The sequence below is a fragment of the Tolypothrix sp. PCC 7712 genome, assembly GCF_025860405.1.
GTDB classification, from domain to species: domain Bacteria; phylum Cyanobacteriota; class Cyanobacteriia; order Cyanobacteriales; family Nostocaceae; genus Aulosira; species Aulosira diplosiphon.
This window is the reverse complement of the sequence record NZ_CP063785.1, coordinates 3,357,569-3,374,670: the sequence shown is the minus strand read 5'-3', so window position 1 is coordinate 3,374,670 and position 17,102 is coordinate 3,357,569. Positions and strand designations below refer to the sequence as shown.

Genomic DNA, 17,102 nt, shown 5'->3' with positions numbered 1-17,102 from the left:
CTAAACTAAACCGAGTAGTTTAGTCAAGTGGTATTTGTCATTGGTCATTGGTCATTGGTCATTGGTGTTGGTTATTTTCTCTTCATCCCCTTATCTTCCTCCTCTCCCATTACCCATTACCCAATCCCCATTACCCATTACCCATTACCCAATCCCCAATCCCCAGTCCCCAGTCCCCATTACCCCTTATCCCCAGAGGGGGCCCCGAGTTCCCCAGTCCCCAATCCCCAGTAAAATAATTTATAAGCAAAGTTGATTCACAAATGGCACGCACAAAAGTTGACGAAGTAGAACGCGAGAGTTCAGTTGAGAAAGTGGAACAAATTCTGCAAGGGGCAATGCAGGAGTTCCTTAAGCATGGCTATGCTGGTACAAGTATGGATAAAGTGGCTGTTGCTGCGGGGGTGTCTAAAGCCACAGTCTATAGCCACTTTCAGGATAAAGAAGAACTATTTAAAGTATTACTTGAGCATTTATCACGGCAAAAGTTTAACTCTATATTTGGTACAGAACCTCTCCAGGGTGAACCAACAATTGTATTACGCCAGTTAGGAACCAAAGCCTTAGAGCACATGGTAGCAGACCAAGAACATCGAGCATTGATGCGGGTGTTAATTGGCGAATCTGGACGTTTTCCAGAGTTAGCGCAGATTTGTGTGCGCGCTATGATTAAACCAGTGGTCGAAACCCTGACTCAATACGTTGCTAGTCATCCTGAACTGAAAATTAACGATCCAGAAGCAGTGGCCAGGATTTTATTAGGGTCATTAGTGCATTTTCATATTGTTCAGGATGTGTTGCATGGTAAAGAGATTTTACCTATGGAGAGCGATCGCGTGATTAATACGATGATCGACTTGATTGTCAATAACGCTAAGTAAGCTCAATATTAACGGGATTTGCTAGGAGTTACACCAGACGCAACAGAAGGAACGAGGGTAAATTTTCCTCCTTTCACCTGAACAAGAACAGGTTGACTTTGGCGTTCCCCATTGTCTGTAAACTTTAAAGGTTCTCCTGAAGTTTCATTAGGAGAAAGATTAACCTGTTTCAATCCTTGTAAAACATTTTCCCTAGAAAAATTGGGAGAGATATTAGTCAAAGTTTTAATAAAAGCCTGAGTAGCATCATAGCTAGTAGCTGTGCGCCAACTAACAGGCCCTCCCCATTGCTTAAGTGCTGCTTGTGCGAAGTTTTTTGAGTTTGGTGAATCTCTAAACCAAGGTATAGCGACAATTAAACCTTCAACAGCTTTCTTACCTTTTTGCAAGGTTGTGTTCCCATAGAGAAGACTTCCACCTAACAAACTTAGACCTGGGTTATTTGGATTTTTAGTGCTAATTAAGTCAGCGTTAGCTTTAGCAATTTCTAATGTTACTGAAGCCTGCTTTTGTGTAGCTGGAAACAATACAGCAGCTTCGGCGCGATCGCTAAATACAATGGTTTTAATTTCTTTGTTTACATTTAGCTCCGGTTTTGTCAAATCAATCTCCCGAACCACCTGACCCCCTAGTGGTTCAAACTTCTCAATAAATGCTTGACTCAGAGATTTACTATCTTTGCTGTCTGGATTCTTAAAAATAACAACTTTGTTCAAACCACGAGAACTTTTGGTGTATTCAGCGAGTCTTTTACCAATAGCTGCATTAGAAGGAACTGTTCTAAAGAAAACATTGCCAGATAAGGAATCGCTGATACTGGTAGAAGAAATGATTGGTAAGTTAGCTTTTTTATATTCGGCTAATGCTACTTGAGTAAGATTACTAGAACTATGTCCAATTACTCCTAGTATCGATGAGTCTTTTATTAAAACCTGAGCTATTTGTTTTGCATTTTCAGTTTTGTTAGCATCGTTAGCAATAACTATTTCTAGCAATTTACCGTTGAACCCACCTTGTTGATTAAACTTATTTTGCGCTTGCGCTACACCACGTAAAATATCTTCCGCCATCCCTTTTGGATTCTCTACAGGTACAGATACAGCTACAGTCATGGGAGTACCTTTTTGGCGAGCAAGGGCATTATTATAGTAAATTAGTACTTCTGGATCTTGAGGATTAAGCGCTACAGCTTTTTTAAATAATTCGGTTGCTTTTGTATAATCAGTTTTTTTGAATTCTTCAAGTGCTCGATTAAAATCCTTGTTTTCCTTGTTATAAAAAACTGTGCGATCGCCCCGGCTAATATTAGTTATAACATTGAGATAATTTATATTATTGTGCTGAACTACACAACTTTGATCCAATATGAAATATTGTCTCTTTTCACAACTATTAAAAAATTGGTAAATGCCTAACGCAACACTACTGATAGACACAATTAATCCTACAACTACGATTCTAAATCGCAAATTTTTATTTGGAGAATAATCTGTGTCTTTTTCTCTCGCTTCTTTTAATATTTTATCATTCAATAATTTCAGTTTTCGCTCTTGATGTTGTGTAATGTTTCTTTGCGATATAACATTAATTTTTTGTTCTTGTTGTTGTATTAATGCTTGTATATCTGTATCTATTGGATGTCTTTTTAAGAGCCAGAGACGGACTATTTCAACTTTTATCTGGTTTCCACTAGCATTCAAAAGCCCTTTTTCAACTAATTGTCTAGCTGCTTGAACTAATTCTTCTGTCTCGATAATGCCGTATTTTTTCAACAATGTTAATGGATTTTCTGGGAATGCTTGCTTTTGTGCTTCAGCTACAGATGAAAATACTATTTGCTCTAGAATTGTTAAACCATCCCAAAACCAAGCTAATCCAGCTTCTGCACTTTCAATTGCTTGCTCTACAATCGCATCTACATCTGTGCGAGTAACTTGCCATTTTTCTTCAGATCTTGCTTGCACAAAAATATGAAAGCAAATTACTTGGATAAAATAAGGATGACCTGCTGTCAGTCTATAAATTTCATCAATAGCATTTTGTTCATAATTTAGGCTATTTTTAGCGGGTTGGGTAATTAATTGAGCAGCATCTTCAGCATCTAATAAACCAATTTCTTGATATGGTACATTATTAAATATACTAAGTAAATTTGGCATATCTGCTGATTGCCTACCAACACAAAGAATTATGAATAGTTGATTATCTGGTAATTCTATAATAGAGCGGAGATATGGAAAAAGATGTTCAACTGCGGTATCTGAGCTATCGTTATTTAAAGCATCAAACTCATCAAGTAATAATACTAGTTTTTGATTTCCTATTTCTTGATAGACTTTAGGTAAAAATTGCCTATAAAATATATAGGGATCTGTTTCTAACTCTGTTATATCAGGTAACGATATCCTATCTAAATCCAGTTCTAGTTGTTCAATAATTTCTGTTGCTATTGCAGCTAAAATACGACTAAGAGTTTCTCGGCTGTGATACTCTAGATCGAAAGTAATAAAAGCAAATTGCTCTGGTGCAACAAAATTAGGAATATTACGAAGTACTGAAGACTTACCAATACGTCTTTGACCATGTAATAAAATAACTTTTATATCTTGCTTCAGGTTGTCTTCGATAAAGTTAAACAGACTTTCTCGACCGAATAATAGTTCAGATTCATCAATTGGACGACCGATGACGTAAGGATTTCTTCGAGCAGTTGAATGTGTCATATTTATTCCCAATCTACTGAGCTAGTAGTTGCCTTCTAGTTAGGGAGTGTTTGGTAATATCTTAAATTGATCGTTTTGAACTTGAATAAGTATTGGGTTACCCTGGCGCTCATGATCTTGAAATTTAAGTCCCTCTCCGGAGGTTTCATCAGATGAAAGATTTAGCTGCGGAAGTTTTTGCAGAATTGTGGAACGTGAGGGATTTGAGGATAAAGCATGAATAAAAGCTTGAGTCGCATCATAGCTAGTTGCGGTATTAGTGCTAACACCTCCTCTCCATTGTTGCTTTGCTGCTTGTGCAAATTTTTGTGATTGTGGTGCATCCCTAAACCAAAACACACTTAGAATCAATCCATCAAAAGCTTTGACTTTACTGAGTCTATCAATATATAGAATATTCGTACTTAACAACTTTAGCCCTTGCTTGTTTTGGTTTTGAGCGCTAGTCTTTAAATTTGCGTTGACTCTAGCAATTTCCTCTGCTGCTGCAACGTATGTTGCGTCTGGGATTAATAGAGCCGCCTGTGCATTTTGAGAAATACTCTCATTAACTTCTTGTTCTACATTCCGGTTGTCAGCCGTCAGATCAATCGGATTACTAACTATTACACCCCCTAGTTTTTCAAAATTTGTGATAAATTGCTCTGTGATACTACGGCTAAAGAGGCTCTTAGGATTCCAAAAAATTACAACTTTTTTTAAGGCGTTGTTCCAGGCATATTCAGCTAGTTTTTTACCATGTGCTTTATCAGAAGCAGTAGCCCGAAAAAAAACATCTGCCTTCAATTTTGTACTGGAGCTACTAGGAGAGATGACAGGTAAGCGTGTTTTAGCATTCTCGTATTCAGGTAGTGCCTTTTCTGTAGAGTCACTCGTATAATGTCCAATAACTCCTAATATGGATTCATCTTGAGCTAGTTCCTTAGCCACTGGTTTAGATATTCTACCGTTAGCATCATTGGCAATTACAATTTGCAGTAATCGACCATTTAATCCACCATTAGCATTGAACTCATTTTGTGCTTGTGCTACACCTCGCAATATTTCTTGAGCTTTTTCTTTTGCGTTTTCTATCGGCACAACTGCTGCTAAAGTGATGGGAGAAACCTGCTGAAGGGCGAGGGCATTATTGTAGTAGATTAGTACCTCTGGATCATTGTGATCATTTGTTACAGCAACTTTAAACCGTTCCGCAGCTTTAGAATAATCGCGTGCCTTAAATGCTGTAATACCCTGATCGCGAGCACTGTTAGGATTGCTAAAAAAGAAGGCACGTTCACCACGACTTATATTATTTTTAGGATTTTCATCTATACAAAGTATGCCGGATAATTGCTTTGGCACAAATGAGCAACGATTTGGATTTGACCACAGATACAAGCTAATAGCGATACAAGCCACGGCAAAAATTCCTCCTATTAAAGATTTTTTGCCTTGCCAGTTTAGCTGTGGTAGAAAATCTGATCTGAGTGGCAGTTTTTTTGATATTTCCTTGTCTAGTAATTGCAGTTTTTCCTGTGTTGATATTCTATTAGGCTCAATTTCTAAAGCTTGGTTGTACTGCTCCCGCGCCAAATCGTACTTTTTTTGCCCTTTTAGTTTATCGCCGTATCTTTCCAAGACATCCAGCAGCTTTTCTTTGTTGCTTGTTTGATCAACTTGGTAAGCTCTTGTGTAAAATTCTACTGCTTTAACTAAATTGTCAGTTCTCAAATATATTTCAGCTAAAGCTAGTAGACTGCTAACGTGATTAGAATCTATTTGTATAATTTGCTCATAAAGAGCTACTGCTTCCTGTTGTTTACCTTCTTGATAAAGTTGAGTAGCTACTGCAAATTTAAATTTAGTTCGCAGTTTTTGCAATTTTTCAAATTCTTGCTCTAGCGAGTGTCTTTTCAATAACCAAAGGCGAACAAATTCCACTTTCACCCGCCTTCTGATATCATCTACTAAAGCTTTTTCAAATAAATGCTCAGATGCTTGAGCTAGTTCTTCTGTCTTAGAAAGATCATACTCTTCTAAAAGCATGAATGGATCATCAGGAATCTGTTGATTTTTCAATAGAGCAATTTTATGAGCTTCAGCTATGGCAGAGAAAACTATTTGCTCTGCCATTGGTAGCCCATCCCAGAACCATGCCAAACCAGCTTCTGCATTTTCTAGTGCTTTATCTATAATTTTGTCTACGTGTTCACTAGTAACACTCCAAATATTTTGCTCTCTAGCTTGTGTAAAAATAGTAAAACAAATGACTTGGATAAAATAGGGATGCCCTGCACTTAAGCGAATAATTTTGTTTATAGCCTCTTCTTCATACTTTAGTAAATTTTTAGCTGGTTGAGTAATTAGCCGTCTAGCACTCTCAGTATCAAGCAACCCAATTTCTTGGTAAGGCGCACTTTTTAAAAAGCTCCTTAACTGTTGTAAGGTAGATGGATGCCGTCCGACTACTGGAATAATAAATAATCTTTCTTGTTTATCCAGAAGCTCTTTTAAAAGCGGTAAACGCTCCGAATTTTCTTTCTCAAGAACAACATCAAATTCATCTAATAACAACACCAGCTTTTTATTTCTCAATCTTCTATAAACCAAGGGTAAAAAACGTCTGGCGAAGATTTTTGGATCATTATCTATCTGCTCAATAGTCGGCGGACGCAGGTTGTTAAATTCTAGGTGCAAGATAATTTCTGTAGCGAGGCTATTGAGAATTTCACCCAAGCTTGACTGACTTTTTTCGTGAAGATCAAATATAAAAAATTTTAATTCATCTGCTATCAAAAACTGAGGAATAAGTTGAAGTATAGATGACTTTCCGATACGTCTTTGACCGTGCAACAAAATAATTTTTGTATCTTGATTTAGGTTATCTTGAATAATTTCAAACAGACTTCTCCTGCCAAAAAATTTATGAGGTTCATCTATGGGACTACCTATAATATAGGGATTATTTATCCGGTCTTCGGGATTAACCATTACTATGCTCCTAGATTCCAGTTAATCAAGCCTTTTATGGCTCCCTTTGGTAAAGCAGAGGATATTTTACCAAACCATTCCAGAGTCGAAGGTATCTCATCTTTATGCTTCCATACCCAGTGAATTGCTGTGGTAAATTTTTCTAGTTGCTGATGGCTCATCAGATTGAGGAACACTATTTTTCGTTTTTGCAGTTCAGCTTCATCAGTATTCCAAATCTCCTGAATTACCCATCGTTCCATGATTGATGATGTGAATGCGTATTCTCTGATTTCTGCTTGTTCATTAGCATTTTTTGTGCGAAGAATTATGCCTTGTTCTTCTAAGTTAGTTAACTCTCGCACTCTTTGGGTAAAGATAAGGTCAATATCACTCAAATCAAATTTAATCTTCTTATGCAGTCGACCTTTCAACCCAGATAAAGCCATTAGCATTAATAGAGTTTGTTCTACTTCCGAACATCTTTGCCAAATATTTTGAAAAATATGTTTGGTATCGCTTTCAAAGCCCCTAGCAAATGCTGCTATGTCTAGTGTTTTCCCCTCTCCCTTTTCTAGTTCTCTGTACAGAAGAGAACAGGCAATTTGTAATAAAGTAGGATATCCACCAGTAATCTCTCTAATTGCTTCCTGTAACTTTGGTTCTATTGATATATTGGCTATCTTCAGTAGTTGCTCAAAATCATTGTTAGTAAACGGCTTTAGGGATTGGAAGAGATAGTGGTTGTACCACGGGGAAGCATTGGGATTTAGCTTAGGCCCAAGTTCATTGAGGCGCTTGAGTGAGGTAACAACCATCGAAAGATGTTTTCTTTCTGGAGCATGATAAGCCAAATTTCGGCACTCGCTCAAGAAAACTTCCATAGCAGTTTCGGTATAATCCTCTTTTGGGTATAGTGCAGTGTCATAGTCATCTACTAGCAACACCAAGAATTTTTTTTGTTTACCTAGCTTTCGTAATACTTGACGTAAACTATCTTTAGTTGTTTGTCCTGCTGCCAATAATTTCTCAATATCAGCCTGTAATGTAGGTTCATCGTCTAACTGATCCTTCAGTATGCTTAAGACTTCTCTCCAGAACAGAGGCCCACTAAAGGGCTTAATATTCTCGCAGCTCAAAAGAACTATTACAGCTTTTGAAGATTCTCCTTGATTTTCTTCCCAGTATTGAGGTGCAGCCAGTTTTTCTAAGAAGGAAGATTTCCCCATTTTTGGGCCACCCCAAATTGCCAAGCTGCCGTGATTATATATTTGATCGAGTGCTGCTGATATTTCAGTTGTTCGCCCAACGAAATTTTCTGGCGAAACTGGCTGACCAATCGTGAAGGGATTGTTTGGCATTGGGACTACTGAGCCTATATTAGGTTTGATGAATGTTTGAATACCTGTCACACAGAAGCGTTAGACGTTTCTAGTATTTGTTTGTAGAGCGGGTATCGTTAGGAAACTCACATTCTGTACATTGTGCTAATTGCTCTTTGATAAATTTAGTACTGATGCATTTGCCAAAAATGCTACTAATAAACATATATACTGACTTTTAAGCATAATGACGGTTGAGAGAGGATCAAAATCTACTTTTTGCGAATTAGCTTAAGTATATACACTGTAGCTTAAATTATTGTATTTTATGGATTGTCAGAACTAAAAATAAAATTAAGTAATATCACGGCCTTGCCGAGCGCAGTTTATGAAATCATGATTAAAGCTGAGGCTAGAGGTCTGGTTAGAATCGCATTTTGACAAAGCAGAGGTAAAATTTTTTGCAGAAAGAATATACTCTCTCATCTGTGCTGAAAAGCGATTGCAGACTTACAAAACAGAACCGGGGATGCAGAGTTATCTGTCCCCTAAGAAATTATGAGTATGCCACCAAAAAAGGAAGGCGTTGTATCTCAGGTGATTTAGCTTTCTACAACTTCTTGCACACCTTTGATGTAGCAATCATAGGCACTTTGGCTAAAACAAACGAAAATCACTTGTTCTATAGAGTGATGGCTGTTAAGGAATTTGTTGACTTCTGCGATCGCAATTTTGCTAGCGCGTTCCAAGGGGAACCCATAAACCCCTGTGCTAATGGCTGGGAAAGCAATAGTTTTAATTTGGTACTGTTCTGCCAAAGTTAAGCTGTTGCGATAACATCGAGCTAACATCTCATCTTCACCTTGATTACCTCCGCGCCAAACTGGGCCGACAGTGTGAATTACCCATTTTGCTTTGAGTTTGTAACCTTGGGTAATTTTCGCTTCTCCTGTCGCGCAACCATGCAACTGACGACATTCGTCCAAAAGTTCTGGCCCAGCTGCACGATGAATTGCGCCATCAACGCCACCACCACCCAGTAGGGAATTTTTGGCAGCATTAACAATCGCATCTACTGGTAGCTGAGTAATATCGCCTTGAAAAACTGACATTTGCTTCATCATATTTCGTTTACCGTGATTGTCAGACTTTTCTAACATTAAAGCTGCATGGATTGCTTGTAGCCTGTGGAAAATTGCCAGAAAATGACCATTTTTAATCATTGCAGCTAAATGACCGCTACAAAAGCGTTCTTTACGAATGTGAGTTGTTAACAATTTCTGCAATGTCAGAATGTCAGCTACAATTAATAATTCTGGATTTGCTACCAAACGCTCGGCTTCATTTTGCCAAGCTGGCCAATCAAAATCAATGACAAAATTTTCTTGATAAACAGATGTAATGAACTTATTAAATTCTTTAGAATAACAATAAGGATCTAAAGTCAAGGGTTCGGTTTCTATGTTATATAGCTGTGCTTCTGTGTCCGTAAATAATGTTAAAAAAGCTAATAAATTTTCAATATTTTTCAGTGTGATTTTCCGGAACATCTTCCAAATATAAGGTAAGTAAAATTTACTAAATAACAAAATTTTACTTCACTCTCTACGTTGTTAAAGTTATTGCCAGTATCTTCAAACCAAATTGATGAAAAACGACACCCCAGAAGCATTCGATTCAGATAAAGAAATTGCACGTGTAATTGACGAGGTAATGTCTTCATCCTTAAGTGATGAACAGTATCGCAAAAAGATGCAGCGGCGCAAAGAAGTACAGGATCAGCGCATAGCACAAGCTGTACCGACAAAAGGATTAATCGTTGTTAATACTGGTAACGGTAAAGGGAAAACAACTGCAGCTTTGGGGATGGTGTTGCGATCGCTTGGTCATGGTTATAAAGTTGCGATCGTCCAATTCATCAAAGGAGCCTGGGAACCTTCCGAAAAAAGGGTGTTCAGTAATTGGCAAGACCAGCTAGAATTTCATGCTATGGGCGAAGGCTTTACTTGGGAAACTCAAGACCGCGATCGCGATTTAGATAAAGCGCAAGCCGCCTGGGAAAAATCTTTAGAATATATCCGTAATCCAGACTTCCGCTTAGTCTTATTGGATGAAATTAATATTGCGCTCAAAATGGGTTACCTACAAGTTGAGCAAGTATTAGCAGGTTTAGCACAAAAACCTGAAGCTACTCATGTGATTCTCACAGGTAGAGGCGCACCAGCCGCATTAATTGAACGAGCTGATTTAGTTACAGAAATGACTCTGGTGAAGCATCCTTTCCGCGATCAAGGCGTGAAAGCTCAACCAGGAATTGAGTATTAAATGATAAATGATGAATGACGATTTAACATAACTCATCATTCATCATTTATAAATAAAGCTGCATATCAGATAATTTTGGATTTGAGATTTGGGATTGCTCCAACAGATAGACCCTTTAATTTAGCAGGTGATATTTTTTCTACCAAAGATTCCAGGTCAAATGTGCAATAATACGAACTTTTGACTATTGGCTACAGCTACAGACGCGATGAATCGCGTCTCTACAATTTTTGGGTTCCGCACTGTGGTACTAGTTGGAAGATTGATTACACATTTGCAAAATGCGGCGGTCATTGGCACTAATAGACTTGAGTTGATGATAATCTTGCAGCGCCACAGAGTAAGGATAGCTACTTAGCTCCTCCTCACTAATGGTAGGTATTGTGTTGCTTGTAGCTACTGCATTTGAAGTACTTTCATCTGCAGAACCATTAACTGTCATCGCCAATTCCCCGGAGCGATCAATTGTGCCTTGAAAACAGCTAAATTCTGAATTGGGCATATATAAGGCACCATTCACTTTACCTTGGCGCTTCTCAAAGACAATATAGCCTTGTCCAATTTGGTTTGCGGCTGGTGATTGACCGTATAAATAAACGCCGTCTCGGTTGGGTACATTACTCATTGGCACATTTGCGGCTTCTTTAGCAGATTTTTGGTTACTGCTTGCTAAAGCTGTGGTTTGAGGTGTTATTTTTACACCTTTAGCTGAAGTTTGAAAATTCGCTTTTTCGCTGGGGTTTGTAACAAACTCAGCAATATTATTGCTACTTTCAGCAGTTGCCCAAGCTTGATTTCTCTGACCTTTTACTTCTCTTAGCTGTGATAACAAACTAGCAGAACTATTGTGAGTATTTACTTCTATTTGCTGACTGAATACTGGTTGAGTTTGCTCACCGAAAATACTAAGAGCCATAACTAAAGCAACAGCAGGCATTTTCAACTGACGAGAGGCACAGAACTGATAAATGTTATTAAGCACCCGACTACTCCTCTAAAAAACTAACTACTCTCTCAGCAACTTATTAGAACTTAACTAAGTATTTGTAATGAAGGCTCCCTCAATGGTTTGATTTATATTGTCAAGGGAATAAAAATACCTAAAACGGAAATTTTTGTTTAGTTTTTACTTGCAAACCTAGAATATCGTCCTAGAGCCACTTTCTGCTTCACCCTACAGATTCACCTGATTGGGTGATGTAAGAAGAAAAATTACAAAAAATCTCTTTTTTAGAATAAATTTCAATCAATATTCATATTTTTCTCAAAAAATCCACTTTCGATATAGCCCTTTAGTAGCACTAAATATAACTACAACAACGAATTCATTCATTACGGAATATGTCGGAAGATTTTTTGGAAAAAGGGATTGGGGACTGGGGATTAGGGAGATGAGGGAGATGAGGAGGATGAGGGAGAAATAACAAACACTAAACACCCAATTACCCATTACCCATTACCAAAAGACAAATGACAAAAGACAAATGACAAAAGACAAATGACAAATGACAAAAGACAAATGACAAATGACAAATGACCAAAAAAATAGCCCCCTGATTTCAGGAGGCTCATAGTTAAAAGTTATTTGGCTTTTAACTTGCAACGTATTCTTTGACATTGGCTCGACGGCGGCGTAAATGAGCAAGAGCTTGATGCTCTAACTGGCGAACGCGTTCGCGGCTGAGATTTAATCTTTCACCAACTTTCGCCAAAGACATTTCATTACCATCTTCCAAGCCAAAACGTAGAGCTAGAACTTCTCGCTGTTGGGGAGTTAGTTCTGCTAACAGCGTGTTCAAGTCTTGGCGCAAAAACTCTTGGGTGGTGTAATACTCTGGAGATGGGCCATCATCTTCGAGCATTTCTTGTAGTTCGGTATCTTGGTTATCACCCACGCGCACATCTAAAGAAACTGGCTGACGAGCCATATTTAAATACTCGCGGATTTGCATAGGCTCTAGCTCAAGTTCGTGAGCAATTTCCGCCGGATTGGGCGATCGCCCTAACTTTTGAGCTAGTTCGCGCTGTACTTTTTTAATTTTGTTCAGCTTCTCGGTAATGTGGATCGGTAAACGAATAGTACGCCCTTGTTGAGCGATCGCTCTCGTAATTGCTTGGCGAATCCACCAGTAAGCATAAGTGGAAAACTTATAGCCACGCATCGGATCGAATTTTTCTACACCCCGCTCTAATCCTAGAGTTCCTTCTTGGATTAAATCCAGAAACTCCATGTTGCGCTTTTGATATTTTTTCGCAATAGCAACGACTAAGCGGAGGTTCGCTTCAATCATCTTTTGCTTGGCGCGTTTACCTTGAGCTACTGTCTGTTTCACTTCAGTTTCAGATTGGCGAACTTGCTCCGCCCACTCTGGTAAACTTGGTTCGCGGTGCAGCTTCTTCGCCAACGCCTCTTTAGCGTCCAGTAGCGTCATCATTTGTTGCACCTGCTTCCCAAAAACAATCTCTTGCTCACGGGTTAGCAGTGGCACACGACCAATTTCTCGCAGATAGGTTCGCACCATATCAGCCGTGAATTTGGTGTTTAGGTTTTCGGTTGCGGTGTTAACAGTAGGCATTGGTGCGTTGTCCTCTACTCCGTAAACACAATGAATATTTAATCACTAAACTATGGGGGATTAGGAAAGGGAGTACATATATCACAGAACATAGGGGGGTACTATAAGTAATTAATTTATACAGCCGTTTACATGACGGTGTATCACTGAGATAGGTTCCCCTACCCTCCCTAAATTTTGCAGTCTATTTAGATATACGCTGGCTTTTTTTCAACAATTCTTCTGATCGTTAGTTACGGGCGGTAACTATAAAATACGAAGTCGATATGAGTTTTACTTTTATTATAATACGACAAATCTGGTGGATAGTAAAGTAGCCCAGATAAATCTTCCAATTATAGGGCACAACGGTTTGTTTGGCAAAAAAATTTGAAATTCCTTTAACTGCTTACTATATCTATAGTGACGCGAAAACCCCGGCTTCTGTTGCCGAGATGTAGGGAGATAACCGAACTGATTGCCTAGTCGTAGGGTGGGATGTTACGAAATGGGTATGGGGCATTGGGCATTGGGGATAGCCCAATTTATGCCTAAAAGCCTAGATCGGCTCTTGCTAGTTCAGCTGCGGCGAAGAGTTCTTCGTCGGGTTTTTCTTCCCAAGCTGGATCGCCAATTTCTGCGTAGAAGGTAGCATCGTAGGGACGGGTACGGACTACCACTGGCATCGGTACCGCGTGACCTAAAATTAAGGCTTGTTGCTTGGAATCTAATTTTGCTAATACCGATCGCAAACTGCCAGCACCAGAGACTCCTGTAAAAATTGCGTCAATGTCTTTTTCATCATTGAGCAAGGCTGTGATGCGAGTCCCAATTTGGGACATAACTTCATTATCTATCCCCGATGGGCGTTGATCAACTACTAGTAACGTTACGAAATATTTTCGCATTTCGCGGGCAATGGTTCCAAAGATGGTACTTTGAACGATCGCAGGATCTAAGAATCGGTGGGCTTCTTCAATGGTAATCACAAGTTGCGTGGGGCGATCGCTCACATTACCACTATGCAAAAATCTTTCGGCTTTGCTGACATAATGGCTATGAATTCTTCTGGTGATCATATTCGTCACCAACATATATGAGAGCATATCCGACTGGGAGCCAAATTCGACTACCACATGCTTGCCGGCTTCGAGCGATCGCAAAATTTGATTAATATAGTTCTGCGGACAAGCAGCGCGCATATACTTCAAGTTATCCAAGCGCAGCAGTTTGCGCTGCAAGGACATAATTGAACCTTGGTGTCCCCGCTTTTCTTCGCAAAACATCTTGATTTCTTCGTTAGTCATGTTCAACAACTGAAGAATCCAAGACTTGCCATACTCGGCGTAAAGAATATTCGCATTATCTAGGGCTGCTTCCGATAGTCCTAAATCACGAGAACATAACTTGACATCTTCAACTTCTATTTGTTCGTAACTGAGATAAAGTTCTTGTGCGTCACGTACACCCCGGCGTTTTGTCGATTCGGGATCGAGGGTATAAACTTCAACTTTACCGGGAAATAGCTGTTTTAATCCTTTAACTGTACTATATTGCTTACCTTCACAGACGGCTTGCCAGCCGTACTCAGAATGCATATCAAAAATTAAATTTACCGCCGCGTTTTTCCGAACTATCCCCGCTAAAACTAGGCGTGTCAGAAAAGATTTACCAGTTCCAGATTTCCCAAATACTCCGTTACTGCGTTCCACAAACCTGTCTAAATCGATACAGACTGGTACGTCCATATCTAGCGGTTTACCAATGGAAAAGTTTTTTCTTTGGGTATCATCTTCCCAACCAAAAACACGACGAAAATCATCAACGCTTGCTTCGTAAACTTGGCTAAAGTGGCTGGGAATCGTTTTTACTGGTAACAATTCCATTGTAGTGCTAGTTTGAGGCTGAAACGAAGCCAAACCAGTCATTGATGGCGTAAAAGGATTAGCTGATTTCCCATTTGTAGGTGAGAAAGATTCCTCAACTTCTTCTGGGGTAAACATCAACATCGGCGCAAGATTTATCGTACCGTATGTGCCACTACCAGCTAATACTTCCCGTAAAAAAGTATCTTCCCAATTTGGTGGATCAGCAATAATACGGGCATTAGCAGTTCCTAGCGCCACATCTGTCAGCATACAGAAAAAGCGCGATCGCATCCCTTGCACGACTAAAAACTTACCCACGCGCATATCTTCAACAGAGATATCTGGGTGTAATCTTACTTCTAACCCTCCAGTCAGAGAGCCTTGGGTGACTGAACCTAATGGTTGTCCAGAATTCATTTGATTAGTTACATCAATGTTGAGCTGATCTTATGTTGCGTTCCAGTTGTAGAGTTCAAACTTGCCAGGAAATTCTAGCACAAATGGGTTGGGGACTGGGGATTGGGGACTGGGGATTAGGGATTGGGGATTGGGGATTAGGGATTGGGGACTGGGGATTGGGGATTAGGGGTTGGGGATTAGGGATTGGGGATTAGGGACTGGGGATTGGGGATTGGGGGTTGGGGATTAGGGACTGGGGATTAGGGATAGAGTAGTTTATTCCATTTACATAAAAACCGCTATAGTTAATCCTCTTTTAGGTTTCCGTATAGGTACTAATGTCAAGCTTTATCAAAAATTGTTAGTTTAACTATAGATATTATATGAATCAACTAATTTTTGTTAAGAAAGTATGTTAATTACTGCGCCCACAAACCAAGTACAGTTAGAGGCTGTCTTTGAGCGTATCTTAAATATCCGTAGAATTACACGCCAAGACCAAAAGCTTTTAATGTCAGCCTTGCTATCTAAAGAAGATTTGAACGAACAGGAAATGTTGCAAATCAACAAAGTTTTTCAAGCTGTACAAGGCGGATTAATCAAGGTAGTCGATTAGACGCGATTCATCGCGTCTGTACAAGATTCAAAAATTCTACCTCATCGCCAATGCCCCATGCCCCATGCCCCATGCTTAGTTTAAGTTATGTTACACGCCTCATTAGTGTCTTGACGAGAGAAAATGAGAGATGGTGAACTAACTAGAACAATTCAATGGATACAAAAGCTTTTAAACGTAGCCTCCAACATTCGGAAAACTATAATCGTAAAGGATTTGGTCATCAGGCAGAAGTGGCTACTCAGTTACAGTCTGAGTATCAGAGTAACTTAATTCAACAGATTCGCGATCGCAATTACACTTTAGAACAAGGTGAGGTGACAATTCTGTTGGCGCAAGCTTTTGGTTTCTGCTGGGGTGTAGAACGTGCGGTAGCAATGGCTTATGAAACCCGCCAGCACTTCCCCACTGAGCGCATTTGGATTACTAATGAGATTATTCACAATCCTTCTGTGAATCAGCGGATGCAGGAGATGGAAGTCAAATTTATTCCTGTGAATGCTGGGAAAAAAGACTTTACTGTAGTTGAGAATGAAGATGTAGTCATTCTACCTGCATTTGGGGCTAGTGTTCAGGAAATGCAGATTCTCCATGAGAAAGGCTGCAAAATCGTCGATACAACTTGTCCTTGGGTATCTAAAGTTTGGAATACCGTCGAAAAGCACAAAAAAGTAGACTATACCTCGATTATTCACGGTAAATACAAGCACGAAGAAACTGTGGCTACCAGTTCCTTTGCTGGGAAATATCTGATTGTGCTGAATATGCGGGAAGCAGAATATGTTACCAACTATATTCTCCACGGAGGCGATCGCGAAGAATTTCTACAAAAATTTGCCAAAGCCTGTTCAGCCGGATTTGATCCCGATCAAGATTTAGAACGGGTGGGGATTGCTAACCAAACAACAATGCTCAAAGGTGAAACTGAGCAAATTGGTAAGCTGTTTGAGCGTACCATGATGCACAAATACGGCCCCACAGAAATCAATCAACATTTCCAAAGCTTTAATACAATCTGTGACGCTACCCAAGAACGCCAAGATGCAATGTTGGATTTAGTGCAACAAAATCTTGATTTAATCATAGTAATTGGTGGCTTTAATTCTTCTAATACTACGCAATTACAACAGATAGCTTTTGAGCGCGGAATTCCTTCTTACCACATTGATTGTGTAGAGCGGATTAAATCAGCTAAATCTATTGAACATCGACAATTATCTGGGGAGATAGTCACTACAGATAACTGGTTACCAAATGGCAAGATTGCTGTAGGTATTACTTCTGGTGCTTCTACACCCGATAAGGTTGTAGAAGATATCATCGAAAAGATTTTTGATTTGAAAGCCACAGCAACGGTAGTTTAATTACTAATTCGTAATTCGTAATTCGTAATTTTTTACTGGCATTTATCCAAAGGTGGTTGAAATTTTCTTTAATTTATCTCAATTTTTGAACCTGCCT

General features: G+C 39.3%; 12 protein-coding genes. 5 read left to right on the top strand and 7 right to left on the bottom strand.

All coding sequences use genetic code 11. The features are described 5' to 3' along the window. Positions 1–263 precede the first annotated feature (263 nt). On the top strand, positions 264–881 hold the full coding sequence (locus HGR01_RS13950) for a TetR/AcrR family transcriptional regulator (protein ID WP_045870477.1): 618 nt from the start codon (positions 264–266) through the stop codon (positions 879–881). Positions 882–889: 8 nt separating this feature from the next. On the opposite strand, the gene HGR01_RS13945 is transcribed toward HGR01_RS13950, so the two are convergent. From HGR01_RS13945 to HGR01_RS13930, 4 genes are all read right to left on the bottom strand, one after another. Then, on the bottom strand, positions 890–3,616 hold the full coding sequence (locus HGR01_RS13945) for an ABC transporter substrate-binding protein (RefSeq protein WP_228045696.1): 2,727 nt from the start codon (positions 3,614–3,616) through the stop codon (positions 890–892). A 27-nt stretch (positions 3,617–3,643) separates the two neighbouring features. Continuing rightward, positions 3,644–6,577 (bottom strand): ABC transporter substrate-binding protein, encoded by a 2,934-nt coding sequence (locus HGR01_RS13940; protein WP_052335194.1) that lies wholly within the window; start codon positions 6,575–6,577, stop codon positions 3,644–3,646. Positions 6,578–6,579: 2 nt separating this feature from the next. Next, the gene (locus HGR01_RS13935; protein ID WP_045870478.1) at positions 6,580–7,917 is read right to left on the bottom strand and encodes an ATP-binding protein; all 1,338 of its coding nucleotides are present in this window, start codon (positions 7,915–7,917) and stop codon (positions 6,580–6,582) included. Positions 7,918–8,480: 563 nt separating this feature from the next. Beyond that, entirely contained in the window at positions 8,481–9,428 is a 948-nt protein-coding gene (locus HGR01_RS13930) for an O-acetyl-ADP-ribose deacetylase (RefSeq protein ID WP_210403092.1), read from the bottom strand. A 97-nt stretch (positions 9,429–9,525) separates the two neighbouring features. Between HGR01_RS13930 and cobO the strand changes: the two genes are divergently transcribed. Further along, entirely contained in the window at positions 9,526–10,203 is a 678-nt protein-coding gene (gene cobO / locus HGR01_RS13925; protein ID WP_045870479.1) for a cob(I)yrinic acid a,c-diamide adenosyltransferase, read from the top strand. 250 nt (positions 10,204–10,453) lie between these two features. Here the strand turns inward: cobO and HGR01_RS13920 are convergent, their stop codons facing one another. The 3 genes from HGR01_RS13920 to HGR01_RS13910 all read right to left on the bottom strand — a co-directional run bounded on the left by HGR01_RS13920 (position 10,454) and on the right by HGR01_RS13910 (position 15,043). Further along, a complete protein-coding gene (locus HGR01_RS13920) occupies positions 10,454–11,185 on the bottom strand; it encodes a hypothetical protein (RefSeq protein WP_045870480.1) in 732 nt (243 codons plus the stop codon). A gap of 610 nt (positions 11,186–11,795) precedes the next feature. Further along, positions 11,796–12,779 carry an RNA polymerase sigma factor, RpoD/SigA family gene (locus HGR01_RS13915; RefSeq protein ID WP_045870481.1) on the bottom strand — a complete coding sequence of 328 codons (984 nt, stop codon included), beginning with the start codon at positions 12,777–12,779 and terminating at the stop codon, positions 11,796–11,798. A 530-nt stretch (positions 12,780–13,309) separates the two neighbouring features. Beyond that, complete coding sequence (locus HGR01_RS13910) at positions 13,310–15,043, bottom strand: helicase HerA domain-containing protein (RefSeq protein ID WP_045870482.1); 1,734 nt, start codon at positions 15,041–15,043, stop codon at positions 13,310–13,312. Positions 15,044–15,075: 32 nt separating this feature from the next. On the opposite strand from HGR01_RS13910, the gene HGR01_RS13905 reads away from it, so the two are divergent. From HGR01_RS13905 to HGR01_RS13895, 3 genes are all read left to right on the top strand, one after another. Then, complete coding sequence (locus HGR01_RS13905) at positions 15,076–15,240, top strand: hypothetical protein (protein WP_155539232.1); 165 nt, start codon at positions 15,076–15,078, stop codon at positions 15,238–15,240. Positions 15,241–15,437: 197 nt separating this feature from the next. After that, positions 15,438–15,641 (top strand): hypothetical protein, encoded by a 204-nt coding sequence (locus HGR01_RS13900; protein WP_045870483.1) that lies wholly within the window; start codon positions 15,438–15,440, stop codon positions 15,639–15,641. A gap of 155 nt (positions 15,642–15,796) precedes the next feature. Beyond that, entirely contained in the window at positions 15,797–17,005 is a 1,209-nt protein-coding gene (locus HGR01_RS13895; RefSeq protein ID WP_045870484.1) for a 4-hydroxy-3-methylbut-2-enyl diphosphate reductase, read from the top strand. The last annotated feature ends 97 nt before the right edge of the window (positions 17,006–17,102 follow it).